Genomic DNA, 17,589 nt, shown 5'->3' with positions numbered 1-17,589 from the left:
GAGGATTGTCGATGTATCCGCACCCTACGGCTGCGGCTAAAATCTAAAATCTAAAATCGTTTGAATCGTGCAATAATAGCTGATTAGATTGAATTTGGTTGTGTTGAGGATGTCGAGTATGCCAGGGTTCAGCCGTTTTTTGTCGATCGCAAACAAGATGGCGGCAGTAGCAGCCAGCATCGGACTGGTTCAGGTGTTAACCATCGCCAGTTCACTTGCTCAATCATCTAATCCGCGTTCCCTAGACGAACTCTACAAAATTCGCGATCGGCTCGTCACCCAACTAGAACAACCCGCCTCACCCTCCCCAGAACCAACCCTGCTCTCTGGCTTAGTTCCCTTCGCCGGCAATTCTCAAGAAAAATTGGTACAGCAGTTGCAAGAGGTGGAAGTTCAAATATTAGTAGAACAGAGATCTAACGACAACTTACAGCAAGCAGTCCGTTTAGCCAACCGAGCCGTAGAAACGGGAGGGAAGTCAAATCAGTCGATCGAATCTTCGCAGCAAACTCAATTTTTGTGGCACCAGGCCCTCAACAACTTACAAGAAGTTCCGCAAAATTCATTTTTAGCTCCCCTCACAGCCTCCAAAGCTCAAGAATACCGGGAAAATTTAACCGTAGCAACCTCTCAAGTCCAGCAAGCAAAATCCGATTTTTTGGCAGAGGTTGCCCGTTCAAGCGGTTTGTCGAATGAAGCGTCGATCGGGATTTGCCACCTTTCTAGAGAGTGCGTCAACCTCCGGGGCGATGTGCCTCCTATCAGCCCGGCCAGCTTAATTAAAGTGCCGATAGCTGTCGCCCTGATGCAAAAACTCGACAAAGAAAAAATCAGTCTGAACCATGAAGTATTCGTCGATCCGGGCAATTTCACCGAAGACTCATCGACGAAGATTTTGTCTAGGCGCAATTACCCGGTACAACTACTGTTAGAAGAAATGATCGATCGCAGCAGCAACATCGCCACCAATCAACTGATCGATTATTTGGGTTCCGATTACATCAATCAATTCTTAGAAAATCGCGGCTACCAAGTCACCCGCGTGAACTTTAAATTAATGGGGGAAAAAACTATGCCCGCCAACCCCGGTTCCGGGCCCAACCGCGTAACTGCTAACGAACTCACCGAAATGATGGTGCAAATTTACAACGGCGAAACACCGGGCGCTAAACTGTTAGTAGAAACTCTCAACCAGCAGTACGATCGCGCTTTGGGATTTGCCGCCTTGAAAGGAAGTAAAGCTCAATGGTTGGGCGAAAAAACCGGGGAGAATTCCCTGGTGCTAGGCACAACTTTAGCGATGAACATTGACGGCGAAGCCTATGTGATGACTGTGATAGACAGCCGCACCAGTGGCGATCTACAAATCCGCAAGTCTATTGCTAAAATTGCCGATTATATTAGTAATAATCCCAGCTTTTAAAAATGTGAGAATTTGTTAAAAATTTATGTGCCTGAATCCAGGAGATATTCTGTGCGATCGCTACGAAATTATTGAACAATTGGGGCGGGGAGGTTTTGCGATTACCTATACAGCTAAGGATTTAGAGCAACCAGAAAATTCTCCTTGTGTAGTCAAGGAAATTTTGCCTCCTCAATCTAAAGATCCGCGAGTTTTGCAGGAAGCAAAAGCACTATTTGAAAAAGAAGCTAAAGCCCTGGAGGATCTCGATAAGTGCCAGGGCATTCCTAAGTTAATACATCACTGTCAACAAAAGGGAAAATTTTACTTAATTCAAGAATACATCGAAGGAACTCCGCTCAACCAAGAACTCTTTGTCGGAAAGCAGTTTAAAAAACAAGAAGTTATTGATTTATTGCTGGAGCTTTTGTCAATTTTAGATTGCGTACACTCTCAAGGTATGATTCACCGGGATATTAAACCGTCAAACTTAATCCGGCGCAAATCTGATAACAAAATTTTTTTAATTGACTTTGGGGCAGTCAAAGCTATTAGCAATTTAGCGATCGATGGCGGTCAAATAACTCAAACTCGTGCCGTTGGTACAGATGGTTATATGCCAGCCGAACAGTGGAAAAATCAACCAAAAGTTAACAGCGATATCTATGCTGCGGGAATCATGGGCATCCAAGCAATCGCAGGTTTAGATATTGAAGACCTTTTCCATCATAAAAAAACTTGCGAAATCATCTGGCGCTATGCAACACACGATCGCCCGATCGTACAAATTAGCGACAATCTGGAAAAAGTGTTAAATAAAATGGTGCGCTACCACTTTATCGATCGCTATCAATCTGCTGGTGAAGTGTTGCAAGATTTGCGATCGATCAGAGGCTTGCAGCTTAATACTATACCAATCATTTGGCTGCTCCTTCGACAATACAATTGCATGGCTGGGATTTTATTTATAGTAGTACCACCACCGCCACCACCGCCACCACCGCCACCACTGCCACATCTTCGTCCACCCAAGTGGACTGTATTCATTGCGATCGCAGTATTACTCGGGCTATCAACATATTTAATACGCAATCGCACACCTGAAACTCCTGCTTTAATCCAGGGAGATTCTGTGAGTGGTGGCGAAGAAATCCTAGTAAAAACTTCTTCGCCTCGGTCAAAGGAAAAGGGAGTTAAGGAGTTGGCCAAATCAAATTATCAATCTGCTTTTAAATTATTCAAAAAATCCTGGAACGAAGACAACGGCAAAGATCCAGAAACTCTAATTTATATGAATAATGCCTTTCTAGAGGCAAGCAAGACTCCTTATTACACAATAGCTGTGGTTCTTCCTGTGAGTAACCGGAAAAATCCGGATCGTTCTGTTTATATGGCCGATCGGGGGAAAGAATTTCTGCGCGGAGTGGCTCAAGCGCAAACAGAAGTTAATTTGGGATTGCTCAATTCTAACAGCGATCCAGACTTTCCAGGTCAAGATTTTTTACCACCAAGTAAAGCCATTAAAGGCAAAGGACTAAAAATCATTATTGCTGACGATGAAAACGACGGGGAGAAGGCAAAAAAAAGAGCTATTGCACTGGTAAAGCAACCGGATATTTTAGCAGTTGTCGGTCACGCTAGCAGCGAGATGACGATGCAGGCTGTAGATATTTACAATAACAATAATCTGGTTTTGATGTCTCCGGGTGCAGCCACGGAAGAACTAACCTATGAACCTAAGACAAATTTCTTTCGGAGTATATATACGACCAGTTTAATAACTAAAGATTTAGCGAAATACCTGCTCGAAAAAAATCAAAAACAAGCAGTAATTGTATACAATCCTGGCAGCCCATTCGGCGCATCTTTTAGGGAAGAGTTCACAAAGTATTTTCGAGACAGCCGAGGGGGAAAAATAGTCTGGATTCGCGATTTCGATTTATCTAAACAAGACTTCAACGCCAAAAGAGCGATCGAGGAAATTCAGGGAAAAGGAGAAACTGCGATCGTGTTAGTTCCAGACCCTCATCTGACGGTATCTCTAGACAGGGCATTTGAGATAATAAAACTTAATGGCGATCGAAATTGGATTGTCGGGGCATGGACGCTGGTATTTCCGCAAATGTTAGAATTGGCATCACAGCAAAAGCAAAATTTGTTTAAAAAACTGATTTTTTCTGTTAGCTGGCATCCTTTAAGCAGTCCCAACCCAGAATTTCCCCAACAGGCTAGATCTCTGTGGGGAGAAGAGGGAAATACTCGTATATCTTCAGCTTACGATGCAACGCGCGCACTTATCAAAGCTTTGGAAATGCAGCAACAACCCAGTCGCGAAGGAATGCAAAAAATGCTGGCAGATCCCAAGTTTAGCGCTGACGGAGCAACCGGAACTATTCAGTTTGAATCGCCGAAAAATGGTAATCGAAAAAATCCCCCCAGCGATTTGGTGCATATTGCATATTGTACAATGTCCAAAAGAGCAGTTCGGCCTCGCTTTTGTTCCCGTCAAGTATCCGACAGCGGTAGCGGCAGGTTTAAAGTGCGATTAACATAATAGGATGAATAACTTACTAAAATTGGTTTGTAGTGAGGACTTTAGTCCGCATTTGGAGAGGACTAAAGTCCTCACTACAAACCTTTATTGTTTGTAGTGAGGACTTTAGTCCGCATTTGGAGAGGACTAAAGTCCTCACTACAAACCTTTATTGTCCTTCGATCGCCAAATCAGAAAATGTCCCACACAAAACTCAACGTTTCCGTCAAAGGCGAAGGATTTCCGATCCTTTGGTTCCGGCGATTGTATGTCTGTCTTCACAGAACACCTATCACAGCGGTTTCGGACGATCGCCCCAGACTTGCGCGGATATGGCAACAGTCGCACCTCAAATTCCTTTGAAATGACCGACCACTTGCTTGATTTAGAGGCACTTCTAGACCGATTGGGAGTCGATCGCACTTTAGTCATCGGCTGGTCTTTGGGAGGCATTTTAGCCCTGGAATTAGCCATGAAATATCCCCAGCGAGTCACCGGTTTGATTCTCCTCGCATCCGCCGCCAAACCGCGCGGAAGTCACCCGCCCATTTCTTGGCAAGATAATCTTTACACCGGTTTAGCCGGAATTATTAACTGGGTGGTACCCGGTTGGCAGTGGAATATTGATACTTTTGGCAGGCGATCGCTCTTTCGCTACTTGATCCAGCAGCATACAGCCACCCCTTACCGCTACTTAGCCGCCGCAGGTACTCCCGCCTACCTCCAGACTTCCCACAAGGCGACAAAGGCGTTAAATACCGCTCTCAGAGCCGGATACGATCGCTTACCACAACTCGGCGAGATTCAATGTCCGTGCTTGGTGTTGGCCGGAGAGGGCGATCGACATATCACCTCAGCATCCAGTTTAGAAACAGCCCGCCACCTTCAGGACAGTCAGTGGCAGTGCTATCCCAATACAGCCCACTTATTTCCTTGGGAAATTCCCGATCGGGTAGTCACAGATATCGATCGGTGGATTGAGAGTCACCCCCAAGCAGTTGGCAATTCCGAGTCTTGAGTTTTGAATTTTTAGAAGCAATCAATCATCCAACCGTCTAGAGTTTTGAAGCTATATCGTTGGCGTTGGCATCCGAGTTAAACAGTGCGATCGTCCCAAATGGCGATCGGGATTAGCTTGCAGGGTATAATTCCGATATTGCCGGATTTGAATTGACAACTCAAAACTCAAAACTCAAAATTCCTGCTGCTACTGGCTGCTCAAAACAGGCAACAACCCTCCCTCACCAAACTTTCCCAAATCATCTGCAACCGTCAAAGCAATAGGTTTGCAGCGCTGAATGGAAACACTCAGACCTTCTGCACCTTCATTTTCTATGTCTTCTATATATCCTGCTTTTGCAGATTCCGCCTCTTGAGCCGTCAAGAAGGGGCCAAAATAGTAAATACACCGCGGCGCTGAAGTTTTCACTTCAACCCACCAAGCCAATCCGAAAAAGTTGAGCAAGCTAATCAAGAGTTCTTTCATCTGCTTTTCTTCTAATGTATTTAACGGTGTTTTCAGGGTGCTGCGGGCAACGCCTGCGCTTTTGTTATTTACGCGGCTTTAATGCTGCTACAAAGAAACAATCCAAACCTATTTAAAGTCAATATCTAAATAGATTGGTGTCGATTTCCTGTTTGACAGTAAGGAGAAGGCTCCTTCTACTTTCGCCTGTCCGTAACGGCGGCCGATGTATTATTACTTGTTCGGAGGGTACTACCGCTCAATGTTTTGGCGGCATTCGCATATTTTTGCATCACCGTAGTTGCTTACCTATTGGGAATAACCAAAGTGCTTTATCCTCAGAGTTATCTGTTTGTTATGCAGTTGGGCTCTAATTTGAGTACATATTAGGTGTTTTCTCAGGTGACATTCTACTCGATATTTTGGTAGTGAGGTCTCAGTAGCTAGAGACACCGATAACCAGGCTTTAGCTACTTACATAAATTACTCTGTTGTGCTGTTTTTTTCAACCAATTTGACTATCCGTGGACGTGAAATTTTTTCGGCCCGCGCTGGCGGTAAATTTCGTATAAAGCCATTCCCGTTGCTACCGAGACATTCAGGCTAGGAGTCTTTCCCCTTAAAGGAATTGAAACTAATCCATCACATCCGCGCTGTATCAAAAGGCTCAAACCGTCGGCTTCACCGCCCACAACTAAAACAGTGGGCCCGGAGAAGTTGATTGTCTCTAATGAGTCACCCACGCCTGCTGCTGTGCCGTAAATCCAGAATCCAGCCTCTTTCAATTCTTCCAAGGCCCGGTTAAGATTCACAACCCTTGCCACTGGCAGGCTTTCCAATGCGCCGGCTGACACTTTTCTCACTGCCGAGGTAATCCCAACTGCCCGTCGCTGCGGAATCACCATCCCCTGAGCTCCCAATGCTTCTGCGGTGCGAATAATCGCCCCTAGATTGTGGGGGTCGTTGAGTCCTTCGGCTACCACAATTACGGGATCTGCACAAGCAGCCTTAGCCTGTGCGATCAGTTCACTCAAATCCAGGTATTCGTAAGCTGATACTTGGGCGGCTACGCCTTGGTGGTTTGCCTTGCGCGTGATGTAGTCGAGGCGCAAATCGTCAACTTCGTCGATAATGCTGCCGTTGGCCTTGGCTTCGGTTAGCAAGCTGTGAAAGCGGGGATCGTAGCGCAGGTGCGGGACAACCCAAATTCGGTTCAGGACTTGGTTGCTTTCTAAGGCTGCTTGCACTGCATGGCGGCCGTAAATCATGTCATCTGTGTCTGCGTCTGGCTGCACGACTGTATTTGAGTTCGTGTCTACCGGGCGAGTGTCTCTGTCTTTGTCTCTGTCTCGGAAATGGTTGCCGCGGAATTCCGGCGGGCTACTATCTCTGTCTCTGTTTTTGTCTCTGTCTTTGTAATAATTGCCCCGGGATTCCTGCGGGCTGCTGTCTCTGTTTCTGTCTCGGAAGTTGCGGGCTGGCTGTGGGCTGCCGTCTCTGTCTCGGAAATTGTTGCGGGCTGGCTGTGGGCTGCCGTCTCTGTCTCGGAAATTGTTGCGGGCTGGCTGCGGGCTGCTGTCTCTGTCTCGGAAATTGTTGCGGGCTGGCCGCGGGCTGCTGTATCCGTCTCCGTCTCTGTCTCTGTCGGGGAAATTATTTCTGCCGGTGGGCGGTTGGCTGTCGGAATCGACTCTCCGTTTGAAAATTGCTCGCACGGGCATTTCTCGGGATTGGGGCGAAAAGGTCGATCGCTTTTGAGGGGCGTCTGTTGGGCGAGTGTCGGGACGGGGCTTGCGTTCAAATCTGGCAGAGGACGGTTGTGAGTCCTGACGGCGGCCTTCGCTGCTCCAGGGCTTGCTGTCGGAATTCGATCGCGAGGAGTTTGGTCTAGTAAATTTTCTCATTTGTTTGTTGTGGTCAACACGATTTTAGATTTTAGATTTGGGATTTAGGATTGAGGGAGCAATCTTAGGGCTTTGAGATTTTAGATGTTAGATTGAGGGAGCAAGGATTTTACTGCTGCTTAACTTGCTAACGATCGACATATCAATCTTGTTTGTCTTCGCGAGCTTTTTGCTGTTTTAGGCTAACCGTGCCAGAATTATCAATTAATTCCTCACTCTTCCCAAATTTCGGCTAAATACTTTCAGTATCAAGTTCTAAAAATCCCAAAATTTCGGTCAATCTTTCGGGGTCTGTCAGGTACAAATATCCAACCAACGTTTCTAAGCTGGTGGCTTGTTGGTATATTTCTGGATCTGCTCGCTTAGAACGGCCCGATACGGCATTGCGGCCGCGCTTGACAATTGCTAATTCTGTACTGTTCAAGTAAGGAGAGATCGATCGCAAGTGACGCGCTTGAGTTTCTGCTCGTACTTGCCCCACCACCAATTCGTGATAAGCTTGCAATCTTCTCGGTGGCATTAAATACGAACTCCGAATGTAGAGTTCGTAAACTGCATCCCCCAAATATGCCCATGCTGCGGGCGAAATTCTTTCTATTTCTGCGGGTGTCGCCCTCGGAGGATGGATTCGATCTAAACCGAGATCTGTCAGACTCAGCTTTGGGTTGTCATCGGCGATCGGCGACATACTTTTTTAAATAAAACTTCGGCACAGCTTGGCTTTTCTACACTTACTTATTTCGTCTTTTGTCACTTCAGATAATTATAGCTTTCACAGGAGTGTGCTCTGTGAGAAACTGAGATCTTCTACAGACAAGCGAGCTGAAAACTCGCGGCACAACCATAAGAATTTGCTATCCAGCATCGATCGCCGGATAGCGAATTAAACCCACTGTAGCGTCAAGCATCCTTGACGTTTTTTACCGCCTCATCAACCGAAGGCTGCAAAGACAAAAATTTCTCTAAGCGAACCAGTTTAACAGTCTGAGTTACGCGGGGATTTGAGACAATTTGCAATGTCCCTTCCATGGTTTGGGCTTTCTTGACAAGTTGCACAAGTGCGCCCAAGCCTGAACTATCCACAAAATCTATCTGAGACAAGTCCAAAATTACGTGTTTTGGGCCCTCGTCAATACATTTGCTTAGTACCTTCCGAAAAGTGGCCTCAGAAAAAGCGTCCAGCAGGCCAGTCAAGCGAAATAACTGATGGTTATTCTTGACTTCGCGAGTGCCTCTGAGGCTAACGGTCAGGGTCAATGACTCAGGAATGACACCCTCCTAGCTAGGTATGGCTTAAAGTCGAGGCTTCATTATAGGAGTTTTTTGGTATTTTGTCTACAGTTTTTTAGTTATGGGTCATGGGGCATGGGGCATGGGGCATGGGGCATGGGGCATGGGGCATGGGGCATTGGTCATTGGGCATTGGCCAAACAGGTCATTGGCCAAACAGGTCATCAGTCATTGGTAATCGGTCATGTTTCCTAATGACTAATGACTATTGACTATTGACCAATGACTAAGCTGGTACTTTCTGATTGTCTCGCATTGACTGGACGAATCGATCGAACAAATAGTCAGCGTCGTGGGGGCCCGGACTGGCTTCTGGGTGGTACTGGACTGAGAACAGGGGTAAGGTTTTGTGCTTCAATCCGGCTACGGTGCGATCGTTCAAGTTGAGGTGAGTAATTTCTACTTCCGGGACTAGGGAATCAGGGTCGATCGCAAAACCGTGATTTTGGCTAGTAATTTCTACCTGCTGAGTTAAACCTGCTGGATGATTCAATCCCCGGTGCCCGAACTTCAGTTTAAAAGTTTCCGCACCCAAGGAAATGCCCAGAATCTGGTGTCCCATGCAAATGCCGAACACAGGTTTGTCCGACTTCAACAAAGCTTTCGCCGTCGCGATCCCTTCCGTTACCGCCGAAGGATCTCCAGGCCCGTTGGACAGAAAAATGCCATCCGGGTTGTATTTGAGAATTGCTTCCGCTGACGTGTCGGCGGGTACAACAATTACCCGACAGCCGTAACTCGCCAAACGGCGCAGGATGTTGCGCTTGACGCCAAAGTCTAGGGCTACCACTGTCCACATTTTGCCATTAGCAGGCTTAACTGTCGGACTGAACTCCCACACAGCATCCGTGGCTTCAGACCACTCGTAAACCTCGCGGGTGGTTACTTGCTTCACCAGATTCAGCCCGGCCATGCTGGGGGCGTCTTGGACTTGCTCCAAAAGCTCCGCCTGGTCGAGAATCACGGTCGAAATGCCGCCGTTAATGGCTCCTACGGTGCGAATTTTGCGAGTCAGGGCGCGGGTATCGATGCCGTAAATACCTGGGATGTCGTACTGTTTTAGGTAATCTTGCAGGGATTTTGAACAGCGCCAGTTGCTGGGTCGGCTGCATACGTTACGGGCGATCGCACCTCGGATTTGCGGCCGCGAAGATTCTTCATCTTCGAGGTTTACCCCGGTATTGCCCAATTCTGGATAAGTAAAAGTGACAATTTGACCGCAATAGCTCGGATCGGTCAAAACTTCTTGATAGCCCGTCATTCCCGTGTTGAATACGACCTCGCCGACGACGGTGGCGTCAGCGCCAAAAGACCAGCCGCGGTAAGCAGTACCGTCAGCTAGGACTAGGAGAGCGGGTTGTGCAGTTGAAAGTGACATGGCATCCTTAAATTACAGTCGTTTGGTTTAATTCTTACCACTGCCTGGGATTTGATGCTAGCCGGCAATATACAGATATTATTGGAATTTGTGCCAGCCGAGGCAGAATGTGTTGGTGCCGGAGTCCAGGGCTATCTATGCCAAAAGGCAGTTGTCGTTGTTACGATCGAGCTAAACCGTTTAATCAAATTATGATCGGCCAATCTCCCTTACCTTTATCCTCCAATTCAATCAAGCCTCTGCTGAACCCTCAAAACCTGCGGAAACCTTTACTGGCTTTAACAGCAGTTATTTCTCTGAGCAGCTCAATTTTACTTGACACCGCCGTCTACTCTTCGCGAGCGACAGCTCAAGAGAGCGAGGGATGCTTTATGCGGAACTCCAGCGGTCAAACTGTCAGCTTGAGTCGATCGGTATGCGGTTTTCTCCCTCAAGAATCGACTCCCGCTGCTTCGCCTGCTTCGCCTGCTTCGCCTGCTTCGCCTGATACCAAGTCGGGAGTGTTTCTAGTCAAAATTAAACGCCGAGAAGCTAATATCCCAGTCATAGAAGTCACCTTTAATGGCAAACAAAAGTTTGAGATGATGGTGGATTCGGGAGCCAGCCGCACCGTCATTACACCAGCAATGGCTACCGCTTTGGGGATAGTTCCTAAAGGAACCGTGCAAGCAAAAACTCCGAACGGAGAGGCTACTTTTTCTCTCGGCAGTCTTACTTCAATTGAAGCTGGCGGTTTGGCGATTAATAATATAGTTGTACCCATCTCCCCAGCACTAGAAATTGGGCTGCTCGGTCACGATTTTTTTGGTAATAAAGATGTGACTATTAAGCAAGATGTGATTGAATTTCGCTCGCGCTCATAGAGAGAAGTTCGGCAGCGGATTATGTAACAGATGTAACGCAATACGGTTCACTTAACACTTTTTGTTACCCACAGATTTCCCTCGCATCCCCCTTAAAAAGCAGGGTGCTTTTCTTGTCATCATGGAAATAAGTACGTAGTTGGGCTTCAGCCCTCTTTCAACATACCTGTATAGAGGGCTAAAGCCCAACTACGTACCTTGTACCTTGATTAATCCGTTAAATCCCGCACATCGATCGTTGCCGAACTTCTTCCTTCACCGCAAAAACTCCACCAACTGCTGCAACTTCAACCAAGATTCACCACTCGATAAAATCTCCTTGGCCAAAGTAACTCCTGCTGCGTGGGAACCGATCGGAATTACACCTCCCACCTGAAAAGCCAAAGACGCATTCAAAGCTACAACATCCATTTGTGCTGCTGTACCTTTGCCTTGCAACACGTTGCTCAAAATCTCGGCGTTTTCCTCAACATTTCCGCCTTTTAACGAGCCGATCGCACTTGGCGTCAATCCTACCTGTTCCGGATGCAAACTTGTCAGTTCAACCTGGCCGCCCGACAAAACCGCCAAATCCGTCACATCACCCAAACCCGCCTCATCCAACTTTTCTCGGCCGTGAACGACTATCGCCAACTCAGTTCCCAACTCGCCCAAAGCTTGGGCAATAGTTGATACCAGACTGGGATCGAACACCCCGATTACCTGCCCTGTAGGGCGCATAGGATTGACGAGCGGCCCTAAAAGGTTAAAAACAGTCCGCACCTTCAAAGTGCGTCGGAGCGATGCTACAGCCTTAAGTGCGGGATGCCACCCAGGCGCAAATAAAAAGGTGATGCCCGTAGCGTCTACCGCAGCTTTTACCTTGGCAGGATCGGCGCCCAGGTTGACTCCGAGTGCTTCCAACACGTCAGCCGAACCGACTTTGCTGGATGCCGATCGATTTCCGTGTTTGGCGACTCGAACTTTGCCCGCAGCAGCCACAAAGGCTACAGCAGTGGAAATGTTAAATGTGGACGCACCATCGCCGCCTGTGCCGCAAGTATCAATTAATTTGAGATTCGAGATGGGAGATTGGCGATCGACAACGCTCTGGGACTCGCCCGTCAGGGACTGAGACTGCAATACCTGAGCCATTCCTGCTAATTCTGAGGCCGAGATGCCTTTGGCTTGGAGGGCTGCTAAAATGGCTCCTGAAAGCACGGGGGGTATGGCTTCTGCCAGCCATCCCTGCATTAAGTCGGCAGCTTGGACGTGCGAAAGAGATTGTCTGTCTAACAGTTGTTGCAGCAGGGCTGGCCACAGGGGAGAATCCGCTGTCAAAGTTGAAGCTGCGGATATATCTGGTGTTGTAAGTACGGAAGAATCAGTCATGTAGCGACAATGAATTTTTTGCTGGGGTGGGCTGTTTGATGTCGGGCCTGGGCCGAGTGTCGATCGGGATTTTACCAGAGTTGCTGCCGACATTTGGCGCGCCCTGACCCAAATTTTTGCCAAAATGACAGCAGGGCGAAAAACTGTAACTAGATTGTTAGACAAAGTTGCCCATATGCGCCCGATCGTGGGTAGCTTTTGTCTTCTGTTAGATTTTCCATACTTGCTGCGGTGTCTGATATTGGTCACAATCAGACAGTGCAAGCAAGAAATATATGCCGCGAGCCAAATAAAGGAATGCCATGCTACTCGGATTTAAAACCGAATTAAAACTTAATGCCCGACAGCGAATACTGCTAGCCAAACATTGCGGGGTAGCTCGTCACGCTTGGAATTGGGGACTGTGGTTGACCAAAAACATTCTCGACCACAATCAAGCAAACCCCAACGAAAAACTCAAATTTCCTACAGCTATTGACCTGCACAAACTGTTAGTAGCTATGGTAAAATCAGAGAATGCTTGGTATTACGAGTGCAGCAAATCTACACCGCAGATCGCATTAATAGCATTGCGAGAAGCATGGAAACGGTGTTTTAAAAAGACTGCTGGCGTACCGAAGTTTAAGAAAAAAGGAAGGGGAGATTCTTTCACATTAGAAGGAACAGTCAAAATCAGCGCGAGCAACAAAATCCAAGTTCCTGTAATTGGCGTCATTAAAACTTATGAAAAGTTACCGCAAGTATTGACTAAATCTTGCACGATATCCCGGATTGCCGACAGGTGGTTTATCAGTTTCAGGTTTGATGTAGAACAACAAGAATCATGCCAAACAAATATTGTAGGAGTTGACCTCGGTATTAAAGCATTGGCTACTCTCTCAACAGGTGAAGTAGTTATAGGTGCTAAATCTTACAAAAAATACGCAGCAAAACTCTCAAGGATGCAATGGTTTAGTCGCCATAAAGTCATCGGTTCGAGTAATGGTCAAAAAGCACAGAACGAGATAGCAAGATTGCATAGAAAGATAGCTAACATCCGTAAAGATACATTACACAAACTAACGACATTACTTGCCAAAAACCACGGTGTAATAGTTATAGAGGATTTGAATGTATCCGGGATGATGGCTAATCATAAACTGGCTGCATCAGTTGCTGATATGGGTTTCTTTGAGTTCCGCCGCCAGTTAACCTAGAGCGTGCAAGTTGTACGGTTCAAAGTTGGTAATAGTTGACCGTTGGTTCCCAAGCTCAAAAACCTGTTCTAATTGTGGAACCAAAAAAGAAACACTCTCTCTGTGTGAGCGAATGTTTGAATGCAGCCATTGTGGTTTTAAGATTGACCGCGACTTAAATGCGGCAATCAATTTGTCAAAAACCGTCAGTTAGGCGGGGTTAGCCTGTGGACTGGACAAGTGCCGACACTACCAGGATGAAGCAGGAAGTAAACGAAGCCCCGAGGCATCCAACATTGCCTAATTTTGGGTCGCTTTGGGTAGGATTTATGTAACGGCTACAGAATTTATTCCACGAAACTAGCCCAATATGAATTTTTTGATACAACAATGCTCCCTCGGATTGTGACAATTTTAGATAGGGGCCTCATCTACTAAAGAGCGATCGACCGTCAGCTATATAATCTGCCAGCAAAAATCAATGGTAACTGGCACCATTGGTGGCAGCATTCAGCTAGAGTGGCGGATTGCTTGCAGCAAGTTTGCCAGCCGATGGGGCGATCGTCTAAAAAATCAGCAGTTGGTACTGTACTTTGGAGCGATCGTTGTCAAAGTCACTGCCGAAACAGGAAAAAACAGTTTACAGCTAATTTCAGCCTGTACAATTATTCCTCATTTATTCAGGAAGCTTTTAACAGACGAGTTTGGATCGAACGATCGCAACTTTCAGCAGATTGATTGGCAAATCCGATTTTGACAGTCATTTGTAGCTCAAAATAAAATAAACCCGACTGGTTAAACTTTCGTAACTCTACTAACAACTAACGGCGCAGTAGATGAAGTCAATAAATACAGCAGTGTCCGGAGAATCTCAGACTCTAGCCGTTCTCGATCGGATCCAATACACATATTCTGTAGGGACACAACACAGCGTTGTGTCCTGATATGTGTTGCAAGCAATTAAGGCTTGACAACAACGATCGCACGGCTCGGCGGTGGATTTATCGACTTGGCGATCCAGCATCTATACTACTAACAGACACTCAACAATATTGAATCTTTCACAAAAACACACCAGGGTATTCAAAAATGGCACACCAAAAATTAGCAAACAAAACGAACGACTGTAAATTAGAAAATAAAACGATAGAATGCCTGAATATAGAGGAGGCACTGCACCAAATGGAAGCAAAATATCAGAGTATGTTTGAAAATGCTGTTTCCGGCATTTTCCAAACAACCCATGACGGTCGCTACATCAGCGCTAACCCAGCTTTGGCTCGCATCTACGGATATAATTCTGCCGAAGAATTGATGGACAGCCTGACTAATATTAGCGATCAGCTTTACGTCAATCCCGATCGCCGCAATGATTTTATTTCTGCTTTGCAAGCAAAAGGCATCGTGTCAGATTTTGAGTCGCAGATTTATCGCAGAGATGGAACAGTAATTTGGATCGCGGAAAATGCCCGCGCAGTCCGCAACCCAGGCGGTCAATTGCTCTACTACGAAGGTTTTGTCGAAGATATTACCCAGCGCAAAAATGCCGAATCTAGGCTTAGAGAAAGTGAAGAACGCCTGCGAATGGTAATAGAAGGTGTTAAAGATTATGCTATATTCATGCTAGATACTAAGGGGTATGTAGCAAGCTGGAATTCGGGAGCCAAAAGAATTTTAGGGTATGAATCTAGCGAAATAGTTGGGAAAAATTCTGAATGCTTTTATACGCCTGAAGATATTGCAATTGGCAAACCCCAAGAAAAATTAATCACAGCTAGCGAAAGAGGTAGATATCAAAGTGAAGGCTACCGGTTCCGCCAAAATGGCTCCCGATTTTGGGCGAAGATTATTGTGACTCCTTTGCGGGATGAAAGCGGAGAGTTGCAGGGCTTTTCTCAAGTAATGCAGGACATTACTAACCAAAAGCGGGCTGGAGAAGAAAGAATGCAGTTGATTGCTTCTTTGCAAGCTTCAGAAAAAAAGTTTCGCACTCTGTACGAATCGACGACAGATGCGGTAATGCTGCTAGACGAAAAGAGTTTTTTAGATTGCAATCCGGCTACTTTAACTTTATTTGGATGCAGCAGTGAATCGGAGTTTTGTGGCAAGCATCCTTCGGAATTTAGCCCGCGGCTGCAACCGAACGGGCAAGATTCTATGAGTCTTTCTCTAGAGCGAATTAATACGGCTATGGAAACAGGAAATAGTCGTTTTGACTGGGTACACTGCCGTTTGGACGGTTCAGAGTTTCCGGCGGAAGTGCTGTTAACTTCTATGGATATCGGCGGCAAAATGCGGCTGCAAGCCGTGGTGCGCGATATCACTTATCGGGTGGAGGCAGAGGTTGCTCTGAAGCAGGCTAACGAGGTATTGGAATGCCGGGTTAAAGAGCGGACAAGTCAGTTGGAAGAAGCTATTAAAAGGTTGAGTTTGTCGGAGGAAAAGTTTTCTAAGGCTTTTCGATCGAGTCCAGATCCAATGACTATTACTACTTTTGCTGAGGGTCGTTTTATAGAAGCTAATGATAGTTTTTTATCGATAACTGGTTACAGTTTAGAAGAAATGACCTGCAATACAGTAGCGGGATTAAATATTTGGGTAAAGCCTCAAAACAGACTTGATTTTAGGCAATTGCTGCAAGTACAGGGTGTTGTTCGCAACGCCGAATGCGAATTTCGGGTGAAGTCGGGATCGGTGGTGGTGTGTTTGGTGTCAGCCGAATTGATTCATTTGGAGGGGGAACTCTGCGTGCTCGTGGTGATGACAGATATTACCGATCGCAAACACGCAGAAGAAGCCCTGCGGGAAAGCCAGCGCGCCTTGTCCACCCTAATGAGCAATTTGCCGGGGATGGCCTACCGCTTTCGCAACGATGCCGATCGCAGTATGGAGTTTGTCAGCGAAGGCTGCTATCAATTATCCGGCTATTCTCCCGAAGAATTTATCGGCACCCCGCAAGTTTCTCTATCGGAATTGACTCACCCGGACGATCGCGAAATCTTCTGTAATGCCGTAGAAATTGCCCTGCGAGAAAATCGACCATATCAGTTAAATTACCGCATAACTTCTAAAAACGGGGAATTAAAATGGGTTTGGGAGCAAGGTTTGGGAGTATATTCCGACTCAGGCGAATTGCTCGCTTTGGAAGGGTTAATTACTGATATTTCCGAACAAAAACGCAGCGAGGAAGCTTTGCTGCGATCGCAAACCGAGTTAACCCAGCAAAAACTTCAGCTCGAACATACTTTACAGGAATTGCAGCAAACTCAAGCAGTATTAATTCACACCGAGAAAATGTCTACCCTCGGTCAAATGGTAGCCGGTGTTGCTCACGAAATTAACAATCCCGTTAGTAGCGTCTGCGGCAATCTCGTCCACATAGGTCACTATACCGAAGATTTGCTGAATTTAATCGATATGTACCAGCAGCACTGCCCACAGCCACCGGCATCAATTCAACAGAAAATTGAGGATATCGAGCTAGATTTTCTCTTAGAAGATTTGCCAAAAGCTATCTCTTCGATGCAGATTGGAGCCGATCGCATTCGGGAAATTGTGCGATCGCTCAGAAATTTCTCTCGCAAAGACGATTCTCAAATGACCAAGGTTAATCTACACGAAGGCATTGAAGGAACGCTGCTAATCCTGCAAAGCCGCCTGAAAGCCCGAGGCAACTATCCCGAAATTGCCGTAATTAAAGAATATGGCAACTTGCCTTTAGTTGAGTGCTATTCCGGTAAAATCAATCAGGTGTTTATGAATTTGATCGGAAATGCGATCGACGCGATCGAGGAATACAACGCAGGGCGATCGGTTCTAGAAGCCAAAGCTAACCGCAGCAAGATTAAAATTAAGACGGAAGTCCAAAACTCCAATGCTGTAATTCGGGTTTCTGACAACGGCCCCGGTATGCCCGAAAAAGTTTGCCAGCAATTATTCGAGGCCTTTTTTACCACCAAACCCGCAGGCAAAGGCACCGGTTTGGGCCTGTCCATTTCCTACAGAGTCCTCCAAGAGCACGGCGGGATGCTGACTTGCGTGTCTGCACCAGGGCAAGGAGCCGAATTTATCATCGAAATGCCGATCGAGCAAATTAGTCAGTAGTCAGTAGTCATTAGTGCGAGCGTCCCCGCTCGCGAACGCTATTAGTGCGAGCATTAGTGCGAGCGTCCCCGCTCGCGAACGCTATTAGTGCGAGCGTCCCCGCT

At 46.6% G+C, this 17,589-nt stretch carries 13 protein-coding genes and 1 pseudogene; 8 read left to right on the top strand and 6 right to left on the bottom strand.

What is annotated here, in order from left to right; all coding sequences use genetic code 11:
- Positions 1-118 precede the first annotated feature (118 nt).
- The 3 genes and pseudogenes from JGK20_RS12105 (at position 119) to JGK20_RS12095 (ending at position 4,953) form a co-directional block, all read left to right on the top strand.
- Positions 119-1,423, top strand: coding sequence for a serine hydrolase (locus JGK20_RS12105; protein WP_293174881.1), 1,305 nt, complete (start codon positions 119-121; stop codon positions 1,421-1,423).
- 25 nt (positions 1,424-1,448) lie between these two features.
- Positions 1,449-3,956, top strand: coding sequence for a bifunctional serine/threonine-protein kinase/ABC transporter substrate-binding protein (locus JGK20_RS12100; protein ID WP_293230564.1), 2,508 nt, complete (start codon positions 1,449-1,451; stop codon positions 3,954-3,956).
- 177 nt (positions 3,957-4,133) lie between these two features.
- Positions 4,134-4,953, top strand: a pseudogene (locus JGK20_RS12095) (alpha/beta hydrolase).
- Positions 4,954-5,142: 189 nt separating this feature from the next.
- Here the strand turns inward: JGK20_RS12095 and JGK20_RS12090 are convergent.
- From JGK20_RS12090 to carA, 5 genes are all read right to left on the bottom strand, one after another.
- The gene (locus tag JGK20_RS12090) at positions 5,143-5,421 is read right to left on the bottom strand and encodes a DUF1816 domain-containing protein (protein WP_293174890.1); all 279 of its coding nucleotides are present in this window, start codon (positions 5,419-5,421) and stop codon (positions 5,143-5,145) included.
- 497 nt (positions 5,422-5,918) lie between these two features.
- A complete protein-coding gene (gene rlmB, locus JGK20_RS12085; RefSeq protein ID WP_293230562.1) occupies positions 5,919-7,304 on the bottom strand; it encodes a 23S rRNA (guanosine(2251)-2'-O)-methyltransferase RlmB in 1,386 nt (461 codons plus the stop codon).
- Between the two features lie 232 nt (positions 7,305-7,536).
- The gene (locus JGK20_RS12080; RefSeq protein ID WP_293174896.1) at positions 7,537-7,992 is read right to left on the bottom strand and encodes a ribonuclease III domain-containing protein; all 456 of its coding nucleotides are present in this window, start codon (positions 7,990-7,992) and stop codon (positions 7,537-7,539) included.
- Between the two features lie 212 nt (positions 7,993-8,204).
- Positions 8,205-8,561: an STAS domain-containing protein gene (locus tag JGK20_RS12075; RefSeq protein WP_293155451.1), complete on the bottom strand. Its 357-nt coding sequence runs from the start codon at positions 8,559-8,561 to the stop codon at positions 8,205-8,207.
- Between the two features lie 259 nt (positions 8,562-8,820).
- Positions 8,821-9,972: a glutamine-hydrolyzing carbamoyl-phosphate synthase small subunit gene (gene carA, locus JGK20_RS12070; protein WP_293174899.1), complete on the bottom strand. Its 1,152-nt coding sequence runs from the start codon at positions 9,970-9,972 to the stop codon at positions 8,821-8,823.
- Positions 9,973-10,109: 137 nt separating this feature from the next.
- On the opposite strand from carA, the gene JGK20_RS12065 reads away from it, so the two are divergent.
- Complete coding sequence (locus JGK20_RS12065) at positions 10,110-10,835, top strand: retropepsin-like aspartic protease (RefSeq protein ID WP_293174902.1); 726 nt, start codon at positions 10,110-10,112, stop codon at positions 10,833-10,835.
- Positions 10,836-11,090: 255 nt separating this feature from the next.
- On the opposite strand, the gene trpD is transcribed toward JGK20_RS12065, so the two are convergent.
- Positions 11,091-12,206 carry an anthranilate phosphoribosyltransferase gene (gene trpD / locus JGK20_RS12060; RefSeq protein ID WP_293175013.1) on the bottom strand — a complete coding sequence of 372 codons (1,116 nt, stop codon included), beginning with the start codon at positions 12,204-12,206 and terminating at the stop codon, positions 11,091-11,093.
- A gap of 302 nt (positions 12,207-12,508) precedes the next feature.
- On the opposite strand from trpD, the gene JGK20_RS12055 reads away from it, so the two are divergent.
- The 4 genes from JGK20_RS12055 to JGK20_RS12040 all read left to right on the top strand — a co-directional run bounded on the left by JGK20_RS12055 (position 12,509) and on the right by JGK20_RS12040 (position 17,485).
- A complete protein-coding gene (locus JGK20_RS12055; RefSeq protein WP_293195749.1) occupies positions 12,509-13,402 on the top strand; it encodes an RNA-guided endonuclease TnpB family protein in 894 nt (297 codons plus the stop codon).
- Positions 13,403-13,412: 10 nt separating this feature from the next.
- Positions 13,413-13,595 (top strand): zinc ribbon domain-containing protein, encoded by a 183-nt coding sequence (locus JGK20_RS12050; protein WP_363319142.1) that lies wholly within the window; start codon positions 13,413-13,415, stop codon positions 13,593-13,595.
- A gap of 267 nt (positions 13,596-13,862) precedes the next feature.
- Positions 13,863-14,138: a hypothetical protein gene (locus JGK20_RS12045; RefSeq protein WP_293174912.1), complete on the top strand. Its 276-nt coding sequence runs from the start codon at positions 13,863-13,865 to the stop codon at positions 14,136-14,138.
- A gap of 332 nt (positions 14,139-14,470) precedes the next feature.
- Entirely contained in the window at positions 14,471-17,485 is a 3,015-nt protein-coding gene (locus tag JGK20_RS12040; protein WP_293174915.1) for a PAS domain S-box protein, read from the top strand.
- Positions 17,486-17,589 lie beyond the last annotated feature (104 nt).

This window comes from Microcoleus sp. PH2017_05_CCC_O_A, assembly GCF_020738785.1.
Classification (GTDB): domain Bacteria; phylum Cyanobacteriota; class Cyanobacteriia; order Cyanobacteriales; family Microcoleaceae; genus Microcoleus.
Note: the sequence above shows the minus strand (reverse complement) of the source record. Positions and strands in the feature narration are given on the sequence as shown.

Excerpts from the sequence above, each read along its gene's own strand:
- JGK20_RS12105 (WP_293174881.1), top strand. The coding sequence starts at position 119 with ATGCCAGGGTTCAGCCGTTTTTTGTCGATCGCAAACAAGATGGCGGCA.
- JGK20_RS12100 (WP_293230564.1), top strand. The coding sequence starts at position 1,449 with ATGTGCCTGAATCCAGGAGATATTCTGTGCGATCGCTACGAAATTATT.
- JGK20_RS12090 (WP_293174890.1), bottom strand. The coding sequence starts at position 5,421 with ATGAAAGAACTCTTGATTAGCTTGCTCAACTTTTTCGGATTGGCTTGG.
- rlmB (WP_293230562.1), bottom strand. The coding sequence starts at position 7,304 with ATGAGAAAATTTACTAGACCAAACTCCTCGCGATCGAATTCCGACAGC.
- JGK20_RS12080 (WP_293174896.1), bottom strand. The coding sequence starts at position 7,992 with ATGTCGCCGATCGCCGATGACAACCCAAAGCTGAGTCTGACAGATCTC.
- carA (WP_293174899.1), bottom strand. The coding sequence starts at position 9,972 with ATGTCACTTTCAACTGCACAACCCGCTCTCCTAGTCCTAGCTGACGGT.
- JGK20_RS12065 (WP_293174902.1), top strand. The coding sequence starts at position 10,110 with ATGCCAAAAGGCAGTTGTCGTTGTTACGATCGAGCTAAACCGTTTAAT.
- trpD (WP_293175013.1), bottom strand. The coding sequence starts at position 12,206 with ATGACTGATTCTTCCGTACTTACAACACCAGATATATCCGCAGCTTCA.
- JGK20_RS12055 (WP_293195749.1), top strand. The coding sequence starts at position 12,509 with ATGCTACTCGGATTTAAAACCGAATTAAAACTTAATGCCCGACAGCGA.
- JGK20_RS12045 (WP_293174912.1), top strand. The coding sequence starts at position 13,863 with ATGGTAACTGGCACCATTGGTGGCAGCATTCAGCTAGAGTGGCGGATT.
- JGK20_RS12040 (WP_293174915.1), top strand. The coding sequence starts at position 14,471 with ATGGCACACCAAAAATTAGCAAACAAAACGAACGACTGTAAATTAGAA.